This window comes from Arthrobacter sp. 92 (assembly GCF_050260325.1).
GTDB lineage: Bacteria > Actinomycetota > Actinomycetes > Actinomycetales > Micrococcaceae > Arthrobacter.
This window is the reverse complement of record NZ_CP189863.1, coordinates 1,397,867-1,411,357: the sequence shown is the minus strand read 5'-3', so window position 1 is coordinate 1,411,357 and position 13,491 is coordinate 1,397,867. Positions and strand designations below refer to the sequence as shown.

The following is a 13,491-nucleotide window of genomic DNA, read 5'->3' as shown; positions in this document are numbered from 1 at the left end:
GCCCCCGCCGTGGGAACCACATCCAGATTTTTTGCCATACCGGCACCCCCCTGTGTTTAGCCGGCCGGACTATCTCCGCCCCTGCGCTAGGGGGATACTACCGGGAATCACGCCGCCGTGCGCGGCACCCGCCGCCCGGGGCCGTCAGTCCAGAATCAGGCCCTTGCCGCTGCCGCGCCGCAGCAGCACGGGGTGGATCTCGCCGAAGCCACGCACCTGTTCGGCCGGCTGGGGGATCAGCACAAAGCGTTCGTCCTCCTCAAGCGCGGCCGCTGTCATGGAATCCACCAGCACCGCCCCCGGGTCCGCGAGCGCTGTCAGGCGCGCGGCAAGATTGACGGTCGGCCCGTAGATGTCGCCCAGCCGCGAGAGGATCCGGCCCCAGACCATGGCCACCCGGGCTTCGGGCAGGATCTCGTCCTCCGTGAACGCCTGGGATAAGGCAAGGGAAATCTCGGCACCGGCCGCGGGCGTCTCGGCAATGTAGAGCACTTCGTCGCCCACCGTCTTGACCAGCCTGCCGCCACCAACGGAGATGATCTCGGCACACTTGTTCTCGAAGCGCTGCACCAGCTGCGCCAGTGTTTTTTCGTTCATCCGCCGGGACAGGCTGGTGTACGAAACCAGGTCGGCGAATCCCACCGCGCGGGCCAGCGGCAGCGGTGCGTCGTCCTCGTCGCCCTCGCGCCCTTCCTCGCTTGCCTGGAGGCCGGCCTCGGCGCGGACGGCCAGCCGCTGGACGGCGGCGTTGAGCTGGCGGCGCCATGAGTACACGAGCACTTCCTCCAGCGCATCCACCAGTGCCGGGAGTTGGCCGACCAGCTGCTTGCGGGCCACGGCGTCGGGAATGCCCTGTTGGTGGACCATGTCTTCCACGAGGGCTTCCACCTGCCACACCACCATGCGGTCAGTCATCTGGCCGATGGCCCTGGTGACCGAGATGGCAGCCTCCTCGGTCAGCGTCCCCGTCCGCACGAGGTCAACCACGGTGGACAGGGCCGCTTGGTCGCGTTCGGTGAAAGCGACGTCCTCGTCACCAAGATTGGGGAACCCCAAGGCACGCCAAAGTTTCCGTGCGGACAGCAGCGACAACCCTGCCCCGGCCGCCACTTCGCGGCGGCGCAGCTTGCGTTCCCCGCCCAGCAGCCTGGTTTCCAGCGCTTTTGCCGCGAGCCGTTCCGCGGAAATGCTTCCGGTGGGCGGAACCGCCGCGGAAGGTGCGCCGGCGGGCGAGGAACCCGCGGACGGCGGGTCGGCCACGGCAGTCCGCAGGACAGGATTTTCCACGCCTGGCTCGCGGAGCAGCGGGGTGGCCAGCGAGGGATCAGTGGACGGCCCGGTCTCGAGCACGGCGGCTTCGAGGGTGGCTGTTTCCACGACGGCGTCCGGCGGAGAGGCCAGCTCAGAGGTATCCGCCTCATGCACTGGCTGGGCGTTCTCAGCGTTCATCTCTTCCACCTTCTCTCATGTGCCATGTCTCGTGCCGGGCAGCATCGCCGCCCGGGTCCATCCAGCCGTCCGCTTCGGGGACCACGCCGGGCGGGAGGTCGTCCATGGCCTCTAGCACGAAGTTCCGGAACCTTAATACTTCGGGAACATCCGGAACCACCGAATCCTCACCATGGCCGGTATCCAAGGATATATTCCCTGACCGAAATATGCGTTGCAGTAGCGATTGGCTGACACCCACGTGACGAATGGACACCAGCGAAATCTGCTGGTCCCGCCTGCGCAGCATGCCGTAGCGGGCAACTATTCGCCGGTTCGTCAGGACGTAACGGGTGGCCTGCCACCTCAGCACGCGGGGCAGGCAGTACCCCAAGAGTATCCACGCAACCGCTGCGACGCACGCTGCGACAAGCCAGAATGTCCACTCCTTGCTAATCAGCGGAAACAGCCGCGCCGGTTCTCCGCGCACGATCCACGCACTGGCAAAGGCTCCCACGGCAGGGACGAGGATGAACACCGCTACCGGAAAAATCAGCTTCCGCGGCTGCGGGCGGGTTACCACAATGACTTGTTCCCCCGGTTGGAGGTCTTTACGCATAACCGCTTTCGGCGGTCCCCGGCACGGCGCCCGCCGCGCCGGGCGGTGTCCACGGCCGGAGGTGAACCACGTCGCCGGCCGTCACCACGTGCTCATGGGAGGCTGCGTCAACCACCAGGAGCGAGCCGTATTCATCCAGCCGCGTGGCATGGCCGATGATTTCGTGGTCCCCCGGGAGCTGGGCCCGCACCTGCTTGCCAAGGGTGGTCATCACGGCCTCGACGCGCTTGTGCAGCGAAGGGCCGCCCGCAAGTCCGGCAGTAGGGTCGCCGTCGGCGTTGCAGAAACTGCGGTACAGCGCGGCGAACCTGGACAGGTAGCTCTTGAGCAGGACCGTCCGGTCCACCGTCCGGGCATTCTCCAGCAGCACCGACGTGGCTGTGGGAACCGGCAGCTCCGACGCCGTGAGTGTCACGTTGAGGCCGGTGCCGAGCACGACGGCGGGCACGGAACCGTCCCCCATCGACCCCATCTGAGCCAGGATTCCTGCGATCTTGTGACCTCGGACCAGCACATCATTGGGCCATTTGAGCTCGGCCGGAATGCCAGCCGTTTCAAGAAGCGCCTCACGCAGGGCCAGTGCCGCAAGCAGGGAAAACCAGGAGTAGGTGTGGGTTGGGAGCGGACGCCCCTCAGCGTTGGCCGGACGGAGGACCACCGAAACGGAGACGGAGCTGAGCGGCGGCGCTTCCCACCGCCGGTCCAGCCTGCCACGGGCCGCGGTTTGGTACTCGGCGGTCAGCACGGAGAGGTCCGGCCACGCGCCGGGATCCGCGGCCACGCCCTCAAGCAGGTCGGCGTTGGTGGACCCCGTCGAATCGACCACCACTATCCGCGGGATTCCCGTGGCCGAGAGGAAGTCCCCACTGGACAGCGAGGCCCTGTCGAGGCCCTCCCGGACGACGTGGTGCGGGGCCGGCTCCGCTGCCGTTTCAGGTTCCCGGGCGGAAGAGTTGATCGGTTCCTGGCCGTCGGCAGGCTGTGAGGCGTCCATAGTTGAATCCTACCGAGTCGCCGCCTGCCCGGCTGCTGCCGATCCTGTTCTCAGAGGAAAATGTCAGGAACCAGCCGGCCCTCCGGGGCGCCGAGGCTGTACGGCGAGAAATCGGAAACGCCGGCACCGGCGAGCACCTGCTCGTCGGTGTAAAAGTTGCCGCTGCCCGCGCCCGGCGCCGGAGAGTTGCTCCCGGTCAGCACGGCGTGCGCCGCATCGGCCATGATCTCCGGGCCCCGCGCGCCCTTGACGATATTTTCACCACCCGGCATATTCCGGATGGCCGCGGTGTCGATCAACGTGCACGGCCAGAGTGAATTCACGCTGATGCCATCCCCCTTGAGCTCTTCCGCCAGCCCCAGGGTGGTCAGGCTCATCCCGTACTTTGCCATGGTGTAGGCCAGGTGCAGGCCGGCCCACTTGGGGTCCAGGTTCAGGGGCGGGGAAAGAGTCAGGATATGGCCGGCTGTGGATTTCCGCAGGGCCGGCAGCGCGAGTTTGGACATCAGGAACGTGCCGCGGACGTTGATGTCCTGCATCAGGTCGTAGCGTTTCATGTCCACGGCATCGGTCTTGGACAGGTCGATCGCGGACGCATTATTGATGAGGATGTCGATCCCGCCAAAGCGTTCGACGGCGGCGGCCACCGCGCCGGCGACGTCGTCGTCATTGCGCACGTCCCCCACTATGGGGAGGGCCTGGCCGCCGGCTGCCTCCACCTGTTCGGCCGCACTGTAGACAGTGCCCTCAAGCTTGGCGTGCGGCTCGCCTGTCTTGGCCAACAACACGACGTTGGCGCCGTCGCGGGCCGCTCGGACGGCGATGGCAAGGCCGATGCCGCGGCTGCCGCCGGACATCAGGATGGTGCGTCCCTGGAGGGAGGCCGCGGACTGGTACGGGCCCGGAGCGGTGCCGGAAGCGTCGTTGCTTGAAGTCATACCGAACACTCTAACCGAAGCATGTTACTCGCGGGTAACATATCGGGCGCGGTGCCCCGGCGCCCGAAAATTGTAGGTTTTCTACAGCGGTCCGGGTCAATTGCGTCACTAGACTAGCCAGCAGGGCCCAATTTTTGTGCGGAAGCTACTTAATCCGCCGACTCAGGGCCAGCGACTATCAGCTACAGAGCCGGAGACACTTGATGAGCCACGATCTGACCACGACCGCGGGAAAGATTGCAGACTTCCGCGACCGCCAGGCGCGCGCGGAGCAGCCGTCCGGCCCCGAGGCTATCGAGAAGCAGCACGCGCGTGGAAAGCACACCGCCCGTGAGCGCATCGACATGCTGCTGGATGCAGGCTCCTTCGTTGAATTCGACGCGCTGGCCGTGCACCGGTCCACCGCCTTCGGAATGGAGAAGAAGAAGCCCCTCGGCGACGGCTTGGTCTCCGGCTACGGCACCGTGGACGGCCGCCCGGTGGCCGTTTACAGCCAGGACTTCACCGTGTACGGCGGCTCGCTGAGCCAGGTCAACGGCGAAAAGATCGTCAAGGTGCAGGAATTCGCGCTGCGCAACGGCTGCCCCGTGGTGGGCATCCTTGACGGCGGTGGCGCCCGCATCCAGGAAGGCGTGGCCTCACTGGCCATGTTCGCGGACATCTTCCGCAACAACGTGCACGCCTCGGGCGTGGTCCCGCAGATCTCCCTCATCATGGGCCCCTCCGCCGGCGGCGCGGCCTACTCCCCCGCCCTCACCGACTACGTGGTCATGGTGGACAAGACCTCGCACATGTTCATCACCGGCCCGGACGTCATCAAGACCGTCACGGGCGAGGACGTGGACATGGAAACCCTCGGCGGGGCACGGCAGCACAATGCCACCACGGGAACCTCCACCTACCTTGCGTCCGACGAATCCGACGCCATCGAGTTCGTGCGCGAACTGCTGGATTTCCTCCCCTCCAACAACCTCGCGGAGGCCCCTGTCCTGGAGCACCAGCAGGAATTGGAGCTCGACGAGGACGACCTCGCGCTCGATGCGCTGATCCCGGACTCCGCCAACCAGCCGTACGACATGCGCAAGCTGATCGAGCAGATCGTCGACGACGCGCACTTCCTGGAGATGCAGTCGCTGTACGCGCCGAACGTCATCATCGGCTACGGCCGCGTCGAGGGCCACACGGTGGGCATCGTGGCCAACCAGCCGATGCAGTTCGCCGGCACCCTGGACATCGCCGCCTCGGAGAAGGCCGCCCGCTTCGTGCGCCACTGCGACGCCTTCAACATCCCCATCATCACGCTGGTTGACGTGCCGGGGTTCCTGCCGGGCAAGGACCAGGAGTTCCAGGGCATCATCCGCCGCGGCGCCAAGCTGCTCTATGCCTACGCCGAGGCCACCGTGCCGAAGCTGACCGTGATCACCCGCAAGGCCTACGGCGGGGCGTACATCGTGATGGGCTCCAAGAAGCTCGGCGCCGACCTCAACCTGGCCTGGCCCACCGCGCAGATCGGCGTCATGGGCGCCCAGGGCGCCGTCAACATCCTCTACCGCCGCGAACTGGCCGCCGTGGCCGAGGCCGGCGGCGACGTCGAGGCCAAGCGCGCAGAGGTCATCCGGCAGTACGAGGAAGAGCTGCTCAACCCCTACCAGGCCGCCCAACTCGGGTATGTGGACGCCGTGATCGCTCCCTCCGAGACCCGGGTGCAGATCATCAAGGGCCTCCGTGCCCTGCGCGACAAACGCGCCAGCCTGCCGGCCAAGAAACACGGAAACATCCCGCTGTGAGCGAGGTGGAGCCCGTGGGTGGGCCAAGCGATGCCCCGGCGGCGGCACCTGCCGAATCCCTGTTTGCCGTGATCAAGGGAGACCCCACAGCCGAGGAACTGGCAGCATTGGCCGCCGTCGTGCTCTCCCTGGAGTCCGCCGGGACCGAAGAGGAGGCGAAGCCGAGCGTCCGCCACTGGGTACGCCGGCAGCAGCTGCGGCTGGCGCCGACCCCCGGGCCGGGAGCTTGGAAGCGAAGCCAGGGCTGACCTCTCCGGGTGCCGAGGCGGAAGCCTTTCACAACGGCGTCGGCGCCGCTAGTCTCGTGGGGTGACTACCGACTCCACTGCCCCGTTGCGCCCGCGCACCGCCATTGACGCCGTTGCCGATGACTTCACCGAGACCCTTATCGGGCTCAATCCAAGCCTCGCCACCACTCTCGGGGTGGCCGGGCACGAGACCGAGTTCCAGGACTTCTCACCGGCGGGTATCCAGGCATTCGCTGCCGCAGCGCGGAATACCCTTGCCGCGCTCAATGGCCTGGCGCCGGAGGATGACGTGGACGCCGTCACCCTCGATGCGATGCGCGAGCGCCTGGGCCTGCAGCTGGAAATCCACGACTCCGGCTGGGACGCCGCCGAGCTGAACAACATCTCCTCCCCGGCGCAGGACATCCGGAGCATCTTCGACCTGATGCCCACCGACACCTCCGGGCACTGGGAGCACATCGCAGGCCGGGCCCACAGTGTTCCCGGGGCCATTGACGGCTACATCGAATCGCTCAGGTGGGCCAGGGACCAGGGCAAGGTTGCCGCCGCGCGCCAGGTGTCCCTCGTGATCGAACAAAGCACCAAGCACGCCTCGGACGACGGTTTCTTCGCCAAGCTGGCCGCCGGGGCCAAGACCACCGAAGGACCGCTTTCCGCGGAACTGCAGGCGAAGCTCGACGACGGCGCTGCCGCCGCGCGCGGCGCGTACGCAAAGCTTGCCGCTTTTCTGGCGGGGGAACTCCTGGATGCAGCCCCGGCCAGGGACGCCGTGGGAAGGGAACGCTATGCGCTGGCGTCGCGCGCCTTCCTTGGCGCCACCGTGGACCTCGACGAAACCTATGCATGGGGTGTCCAGGAGCTGGAGCGCCTCATTTCCGAACAGGAACGCGTGGCTTCCGAGATCCGCCCGGGCGCGTCCGTCCGGCAAGCCAAGGAGATCCTGAACAGTGACCCGGCACGGCAGCTGAAAGGCACAGACGCCCTCAAGGCCTGGATGCAGGGCCTCTCCGACAAGGCGCTGACCGATCTCGCCGGAGTGCACTTCGAGATCCCGGAGGTCATGAAGAGGCTCGAATGCCTGATCGCGCCCACTGATGAGGGCGGCATTTATTACACCAGCCCGTCGGACGACTTCAGCAGGCCCGGGCGCATGTGGTGGTCTGTGCCCGCCGGCGAGGACACCTTCACCACCTGGGCGGAAACCACCACGGTCTATCACGAGGGCGTTCCCGGGCACCATTTGCAGATTGCCACGGCGATCTACCGCCGGGAACTCCTGAACAAGTGGCGGCGCAGCGTCTGCTGGACTTCCGGCCACGGCGAGGGCTGGGCGCTCTATGCCGAAAAGCTGATGCAGGAGCTGGGGTATCTGAAAGACCCCGGCGACCACATGGGGATGCTGGACATGCAGCGGATGCGTGCCGCCCGGGTGGTGTTCGATATCGGCGTGCACCTGGAACTGGAGGTCCCGGAGCGCTGGGGCTCCGGCACCTGGACGCCGGATCAAGGTTTCGAATTCCTTAAGGCAAACCTGGAGATCAGCGCGGGCCAGCTGCAATTCGAATTCGCCCGGTATTTGGGCTGGCCCGGCCAGGCGCCTTCGTACAAGGTGGGGCAGCGGCTCTGGGAGCAGATCCGCGCCGAACTCGAAGCCCGCCCCGGGTTCGACCTCAAGGCTTTCCACACCAAGGCCCTGAACATCGGGTCCGTCGGCCTGGACACCCTGAAGCGTGCATTGCTGGGGTAAGTCCTCGGCCGCTGCCGGACCGGAGCTCGGAGACAATGGCCACACTGCATTCGGGAATAACTTCATAAAACCGCCTGGATACGCCGTACGCCGGGGAAATCATGGGCGGGGCGCGCACTTATTCCCGTAACATTTCTCAATGTGCGTTCGCGGTGGTACGTGAGGCGGTCCTAGCGTGTTCGGGTGAGCACTCAGACAAGCACCCCCTCCCCCGCAGGACGGCCCGGATTCAGGCTGCCCAACTGGGCCGGCTCGTTCGGCTTCCAGATCATCGCCGCCCTGATCGTGGGCCTGGGCCTCGGCCTCCTGGCCAAGTACACGGGCAGCACCAAGGCGAGCCCCAACGGCCTCGGCGCCACCTTGCAGACCGTCGGCTCCAGCTACGTTTCGCTGCTGCAGACCGCCGTGGTCCCGCTGATTTTCACGGCCGTCGTCAGCTCCATCTCCAACCTGCGCGCCGTCTCCAACGCCGCCCGGCTGGCCTGGAACACGCTGCTCTGGTTCGCGATCACCTCACTGATCGCCGTGCTGATCGGCATCGGACTGGGCGTGCTGCTGCAGCCCGGCGCCAACACAGGGATCACCCAGCAGGCCAAGTACGCCGGCAAATCCGGTGACTGGTGGGCTTTCCTGGTTGGCCTGTTCCCCAAGAACTTCCTGGGCCTCGGCGCCAGCACCACCCTCACCGACGGCGTGGCCACCACGGCCGTGAGCTTCAACGTCCTCCAGATCCTGGTGGTCGCCATCGCCGTCGGCGTGGCAGCGCTCAAGGTGGGCGCACAAGCCGAACCGTTCCTCAAGCTCAACGCCTCGGCCCTGGCCGTCATCCAGAAGGTCCTCTGGTGGATCATCCGCATCGCCCCCCTGGGCACCGTGGGCCTGATTGGCAACGCTGTGGCGGTCTACGGCTGGGACACCATCGGATCCCTGGGCAAGTTCACTGTGGCCATCTACATCGGACTGGCGCTCGTTCTGTTCGTGGTCTATCCGGTACTGGTCCGCTCCCACGGGCTTTCCGTCAGGCAGTACTTCTCCGGCGTGTGGCCGGCCGTGCAGCTGGCGTTCGTTTCCCGTTCCTCGATCGGCACCCTTCCCCTGACCCAGCGTGTCGCGGAACGGAACCTCGGCGTACCCCGCGCTTACGCCTCCTTCGCCGTGCCGCTGGGTGCCACCACCAAGATGGACGGCTGCGCAGCCATTTACCCGGCCATCGCGGCCATTTTCGTGGCACAGTTCTTCGGCATTCAGCTCGACGTCAGCCAGTATGTGCTGATCGCCCTCGTGTCCGTGCTTGGCTCGGCTGCCACGGCGGGGACCACCGGCGCCGTGGTTATGCTCACTCTGACGTTGTCCACGCTGGGCCTGCCCCTGGCCGGCGTCGGACTCCTGCTGGCGATCGACCCCATCCTGGACATGGGCCGGACGGCAGTCAACGTGGCCGGACAGGCGTTGGTGCCGGCGATCGTCGCCAAGCGACAGGGCATCCTCGACGAAGCGCTCTACAACGCACCGCGCAATGGCGATCCCTTCGCGGACGACGCCGGGTCCCCTGCCGCCGTTGCACATGAGCAGGTACAGGCAGTATCGCCGGAAAGCCGCGAGCTTGCCGGTGCGAAGGCCTAACCACAGCCCCATAGCCGCCAGCTGCACCCTTCTGTGAAGAAGTCCCCGGGATTATCCCCGGGGACTTCTTCATTTGGGCCCTTCCATCAGTTCTCCCGCCGGTGCCCGGACCACTCCCGGGACGCCCGCGAATCGGCAGAGTTACCGGCGGCCGCCGCCGATCACGCCCTTTTCGACGGCCTTGGTCACGGCGTCGGCCTCGGCCTGGGTCAGCGTCTTGTCCGTGACTGCCTTGTCCAGTCGGGTCTTCAGTGCCGCGGCACGGTCCGTCCGGGCCTGGGTGCGGAGTTCCTCGAGCGCGGTACTGACCTTGGATTCGTCGATGCCGAGCGAGGATGCGAGGGACTTCGCGAGGGCCGCATCCATTGCGGCGCGGTCCGGCTTCTTACCTTCAGCAGGCGGAGTGGAGGGCTTGTTGGCGTCGCGGAACGCCTTCAGGGCGTCGGCGACCTTCGCCTCGTCCACGCCCAGCTTGGCGGCCAGCTCCTTCGCTTTCGCCCCCATCATGTCCCCGCCCCGCCCGTGGCCGCCGTGCATGCCATGCCCGTCGGCGGGCGCGGTGCTGTTCGCGGAGGCGCTGGGCGTGGGAGTGGGCGTTGTGGTTGCGGAGGCCATGCCGGCAATTCCGAGGCCAGCGCCAACGGCCAGAGCCGTGGCCGAAAGGCCGAGGGTGATTCTCTTCGTGCGTGACATGTACTGTCTCCTGGATCTGCCGTGCCGTGACGGCTGTTCTTGGTGATAGGTCTCTCTCGAGACACGCTTCCATTCTGCCGGGCCAGGATCGGGAAGAGCTGTCCGAAGCCTTTGATCTTCCTGTGAAGCCGCCGTCCCTCCATGGCGAAAAACTTGCACGGAGTGTAAAAATGCACATAGTGTAAGCAACATGCCTGCCTCCCCCGCGCGCCATCCGGTTCCGCCGCCAACCGCCCCGTCACGGCGCGAACTGAACAAGGCCGCCACACGGCAGTCGATCACGGAGGCCGCCTTGACACTCCTCCGCCGCAAGGGGCTGGGCAACTTCACCGTGGAGGAGATAGCGGACGCCGCCGGGGTTTCGCGGCGGACGTTCTTCAACTATTTCGGCAGCACCGAAGCCGCCATCGCGTCAGTGACCTTCGGCTTCCTCGAGACGGCGCTGCAGCAGTTCCGGCTGCGTCCGGCGGCCGAGCCCATCCTGGTGTCGGCACGCGCCGCCCTCGTGGAACTGGCCGACCCCATGACGGTGGCCCCCATGGCCGAGCTATACAGCCTGAGCCAGGGAAGCCCCCAGCTCGTGCGGTCCGAATTGGAAGCCTGGGACCACTGCACCGCCGAAATCATCGACGCGGCCCGCGAACGCCTCGCCCTCGTAACCGGCGGGGAGGTGGACGAGCTGTATCTTCGCGCCCTGGCCGGGTCCATCATTTCCTGCGGCAAAGCCGCCATGGACGTGTGGTTCGCCCGTTGCGGGGCGGACCTCTCGGCCGATTCCCTGTCCGCCCTCCGCCAGCTCCTGATCAAAGCCATGGGCCTCCTCGGCTCAGGCTTCACGTCCCCCGCCACCCCCTCCACAGATCGGCTCTGACATGGCCCTGTTCCTGTACCGCCTCGGGAAATTCTCTTACCGCCACCGCTGGCTCGTCATTTCCCTGTGGCTCGCCGTGATGATTGCCGTCGGAGGTGCCGCTGCCGCCTTCCACGGCACACTGTCCAATAACTTCCAGATTCCGGGCAGCGAAACCCAGCAGATGGCGGACAAGCTTAAGAAGGATCTCCCCGCTTCCTCGGGTGGCTCGGCCAGCATCGTGTTCGAAGCCAATGATGCCCGGTTCAGCCAGGCAGGCAAGGAGGCTGTGTCCGCCGTACTGACTAAGCTGAAGACCATTCCGGAGGTCCAGGGAACGGTAGATCCGTTCGCCACCCAGGCCCAGCTGGACAAGGCCGCCGTGGACCTCGCCGGCGGCGAGCAGCAAAGCGCCGCCGGAAAAGCCCAGTTGGACGCGGCCGCGGCCCAGCTCGCCGACGGCAAGGCCAGGCTGGCCGCCGCCGAACGGCAGATGACAGCCGCGGGGCTGCCCGCCGCCGCGATCGATGCCCAGCTCGGCCAGCAGAAGGCCGCCCTCGCCGCGAGCCAGGCAAAGCTCGATGCCGGGGCCAAGGAACTCGAGGCCGGCAATGCCCGGCTCGCCCTCGGAAAACGCCAGCTGGAGGCCTCCAAGGGCATCCGCTTCGTGTCCGGGGACGGCAAGGCTGCGGTTGCCCAGGTCCAGTTCAAGACTTCCCTCTACGGCCTGACCCCCGCGGTCCGCCAGGAAGTCCAGGACATCGCCAAGGAGGTCTCCTCCGCGAACGTCACTGCGCTGCCCAGCAAGGAAATCAGCGAGGATGTCTCAGAGGTCTTCGGCACCGCCGAGATCGTCGGCGTGGCCGTCGCAGCCATGGTCCTGATCATCATGCTCGGAACCCTGGTTGCCGCAGGGCTTCCGCTGCTGATGGCCGTCGTCGGCGTCGGAGTTGGGGTAGGTGGAACCTTCGCCCTCAGCGGCGCCGTCGATATGAGCTCCATCTCTCCCATGCTGGCTCTCATGCTCGGCCTCGCAGTAGGCATCGACTACTCGCTCTTTATCGTCAACCGCCACCGCGGCCAACTACTGGCGGGCATGGACGGCGAGGAGTCGGTGGCCCTGGCCACCGGCACCTCCGGCAACGCCGTGCTCTTTGCCGGCCTCACCGTCATCATCGCCCTCGCCGCCCTCGTGGTTCCGGGGCTGCCGTTCCTTGAAGTGCTGGGCCTCTCCGCGGCCGCCACGGTGGCCGCCTCGGTCCTCGTGGCTTTGACCCTGACCCCGGCCATCCTGTCCCTGGTGGGCCGGAAGCTGATCTCCAAGCGGGCATGGGCCAAGGCGGAGCGGCACAACGCCGAGCCCGGCCACGAGACCGAGGACCGCTCCAAGGACGAATACCGCAGCAGCCATGGCTGGGGCGGACTCGTCACGAGGCACCCCTGGCTCTCTTTGCTGGCCGGGGTCCTGCTGCTCGGAGTGGTCGCGCTGCCCGCCAGCCAGCTCCGGCTCGCCCTGCCTGACGCCGGCTCCGAGCCCGTTGCCTCCCAAGCATTCAAGGCTTACGACGTCACCAAGCGCAGCTTTGGCGAGGGCGTAACCGGCCCGATCGTCGTTGTGGGCAGCCTTCCGGCCGGGCTCAGCGAAGCCGAGGCCCAGGCCAAGCAGCTCGACGTTGCGGACATCCTCGGCAAGACCGGGAACGTGACCGCGGCGGTGCCGGTGGTCCTGAGTGATGACCGCCGCACCGCGGTGTTCCAGGTCATCCCGAAGGAGGGTCCAGCCAGCGCCAGCACCGTCCAGGTGGTCTCCGAACTGCGCGCGGAGAAGGCCAGGATCGCGGACGCCACCGGCGTCAGCATCGGCCTGACCGGCCAGACCGCCGCCAATGTGGACGTCTCCGCCAAGCTCGGCGACGCCCTTCCCCCCTACCTGGCGATCGTGGTGGGACTCTCGCTGATCCTGCTCCTGCTCGTGTTCCGCTCGATTGTGGTGCCACTGCTGGCCACCGGCGGCTTCCTGCTCTCGCTCGCCGCCGCGTTCGGCGGAGTGGTGGCGGTCTACCAGTGGGGCTGGCTGGGCGCTGTCTTCGGCGTCGAGAACCCGGGCGCGGTGCTCAGCTTCCTGCCGATCATCCTGATCGGGGTGCTGTTCGGCCTGGCCATGGACTACCAGGTGTTCATCGCCTCCGGAATGCGTGAGTCCTATATGCACGGCGAAACAGCCAGGCACGCGGTCCGCTCGGGCTTCAGCCACGCCGCGGCGGTGGTCGCCGCCGCCGCGATCATCATGGTCAGCGTGTTCTCCGGCTTCGTCTTCTCGCATCTGAACATGGTCCGGCCGCTCGGTTTCGCCATGGCGTTCGGCGTGCTGGTGGACGCGTTCGTGGTCCGGATGACGATTGTTCCCGCCGTGATGTACCTGCTACGCGAGAAGGCCTGGTGGCTGCCGCGCTGGCTGGACCGCATCCTGCCGGACGTTGACGTTGAAGGCGCCAAGCTCCGGAAGCAGGCAGCACCGGCCGCGGACGAGCCTGCCGAACCGGAACTCTCAGCCCGGTAACCAC

11 protein-coding genes are annotated in these 13,491 nt (G+C 66.8%); 6 read left to right on the top strand and 5 right to left on the bottom strand.

The window, feature by feature from the left end:
* Nucleotides 1-144 precede the first annotated feature (144 nt).
* From ACP4XC_RS06415 to ACP4XC_RS06400, 4 genes are read right to left on the bottom strand one after another with little or no spacing between them, the layout of a single operon-like run.
* The gene (locus tag ACP4XC_RS06415; RefSeq protein ID WP_427174024.1) at nt 145-1,449 is read right to left on the bottom strand and encodes an adenylate/guanylate cyclase domain-containing protein; all 1,305 of its coding nucleotides are present in this window, start codon (nt 1,447-1,449) and stop codon (nt 145-147) included.
* The gene (locus ACP4XC_RS06410) at nt 1,439-2,047 is read right to left on the bottom strand and encodes a PH domain-containing protein (RefSeq protein ID WP_427174023.1); all 609 of its coding nucleotides are present in this window, start codon (nt 2,045-2,047) and stop codon (nt 1,439-1,441) included. The genes ACP4XC_RS06415 and ACP4XC_RS06410 overlap by 11 nt, the downstream gene beginning before the upstream one ends.
* Nucleotides 2,040-3,041 carry a biotin--[acetyl-CoA-carboxylase] ligase gene (locus ACP4XC_RS06405; protein WP_427174022.1) on the bottom strand — a complete coding sequence of 334 codons (1,002 nt, stop codon included), beginning with the start codon at nt 3,039-3,041 and terminating at the stop codon, nt 2,040-2,042. The genes ACP4XC_RS06410 and ACP4XC_RS06405 overlap by 8 nt, the downstream gene beginning before the upstream one ends.
* Nucleotides 3,042-3,091: 50 nt before the next feature.
* The gene (locus ACP4XC_RS06400; RefSeq protein ID WP_427174021.1) at nt 3,092-3,979 is read right to left on the bottom strand and encodes an SDR family oxidoreductase; all 888 of its coding nucleotides are present in this window, start codon (nt 3,977-3,979) and stop codon (nt 3,092-3,094) included.
* A 203-nt stretch (nt 3,980-4,182) separates the two neighbouring features.
* On the opposite strand from ACP4XC_RS06400, the gene ACP4XC_RS06395 reads away from it, so the two are divergent.
* The 4 genes from ACP4XC_RS06395 to ACP4XC_RS06380 all read left to right on the top strand — a co-directional run bounded on the left by ACP4XC_RS06395 (nt 4,183) and on the right by ACP4XC_RS06380 (nt 9,384).
* Nucleotides 4,183-5,766: an acyl-CoA carboxylase subunit beta gene (locus ACP4XC_RS06395; RefSeq protein ID WP_427174020.1), complete on the top strand. Its 1,584-nt coding sequence runs from the start codon at nt 4,183-4,185 to the stop codon at nt 5,764-5,766.
* Nucleotides 5,767-5,771: 5 nt separating this feature from the next.
* A complete protein-coding gene (locus ACP4XC_RS06390; protein ID WP_427175035.1) occupies nt 5,772-6,014 on the top strand; it encodes an acyl-CoA carboxylase epsilon subunit in 243 nt (80 codons plus the stop codon).
* A gap of 61 nt (nt 6,015-6,075) precedes the next feature.
* A complete protein-coding gene (locus ACP4XC_RS06385; RefSeq protein WP_427174019.1) occupies nt 6,076-7,761 on the top strand; it encodes a DUF885 domain-containing protein in 1,686 nt (561 codons plus the stop codon).
* Between the two features lie 183 nt (nt 7,762-7,944).
* On the top strand, nt 7,945-9,384 hold the full coding sequence (locus ACP4XC_RS06380) for a dicarboxylate/amino acid:cation symporter (protein WP_427174018.1): 1,440 nt from the start codon (nt 7,945-7,947) through the stop codon (nt 9,382-9,384).
* 141 nt (nt 9,385-9,525) lie between these two features.
* Here ACP4XC_RS06380 and ACP4XC_RS06375 read toward each other — a convergent pair whose 3' ends face one another.
* Nucleotides 9,526-10,077, bottom strand: coding sequence for a hypothetical protein (locus ACP4XC_RS06375; protein WP_427174017.1), 552 nt, complete (start codon nt 10,075-10,077; stop codon nt 9,526-9,528).
* A gap of 190 nt (nt 10,078-10,267) precedes the next feature.
* On the opposite strand from ACP4XC_RS06375, the gene ACP4XC_RS06370 reads away from it, so the two are divergent.
* Both ACP4XC_RS06370 and ACP4XC_RS06365 read left to right on the top strand, forming a co-directional pair.
* On the top strand, nt 10,268-10,948 hold the full coding sequence (locus ACP4XC_RS06370; RefSeq protein ID WP_427174016.1) for a TetR/AcrR family transcriptional regulator: 681 nt from the start codon (nt 10,268-10,270) through the stop codon (nt 10,946-10,948).
* 1 nt (nt 10,949) lies between these two features.
* Nucleotides 10,950-13,487, top strand: a complete 2,538-nt coding sequence (locus tag ACP4XC_RS06365; protein WP_427174015.1) for an MMPL family transporter — start codon at nt 10,950-10,952, stop codon at nt 13,485-13,487.
* The last annotated feature ends 4 nt before the right edge of the window (nt 13,488-13,491 follow it).

What these genes read in the sequence shown, in the direction of transcription:
- ACP4XC_RS06365 (WP_427174015.1), top strand. Translation starts at nt 10,950, where the DNA reads ATGGCCCTGTTCCTGTACCGCCTCGGGAAATTCTCTTACCGCCACCGC.
- ACP4XC_RS06400 (WP_427174021.1), bottom strand. Translation starts at nt 3,979, where the DNA reads ATGACTTCAAGCAACGACGCTTCCGGCACCGCTCCGGGCCCGTACCAG.
- ACP4XC_RS06410 (WP_427174023.1), bottom strand. Translation starts at nt 2,047, where the DNA reads ATGCGTAAAGACCTCCAACCGGGGGAACAAGTCATTGTGGTAACCCGC.
- ACP4XC_RS06370 (WP_427174016.1), top strand. Translation starts at nt 10,268, where the DNA reads ATGCCTGCCTCCCCCGCGCGCCATCCGGTTCCGCCGCCAACCGCCCCG.
- ACP4XC_RS06415 (WP_427174024.1), bottom strand. Translation starts at nt 1,449, where the DNA reads ATGAACGCTGAGAACGCCCAGCCAGTGCATGAGGCGGATACCTCTGAG.
- ACP4XC_RS06405 (WP_427174022.1), bottom strand. Translation starts at nt 3,041, where the DNA reads ATGGACGCCTCACAGCCTGCCGACGGCCAGGAACCGATCAACTCTTCC.
- ACP4XC_RS06395 (WP_427174020.1), top strand. Translation starts at nt 4,183, where the DNA reads ATGAGCCACGATCTGACCACGACCGCGGGAAAGATTGCAGACTTCCGC.
- ACP4XC_RS06375 (WP_427174017.1), bottom strand. Translation starts at nt 10,077, where the DNA reads ATGTCACGCACGAAGAGAATCACCCTCGGCCTTTCGGCCACGGCTCTG.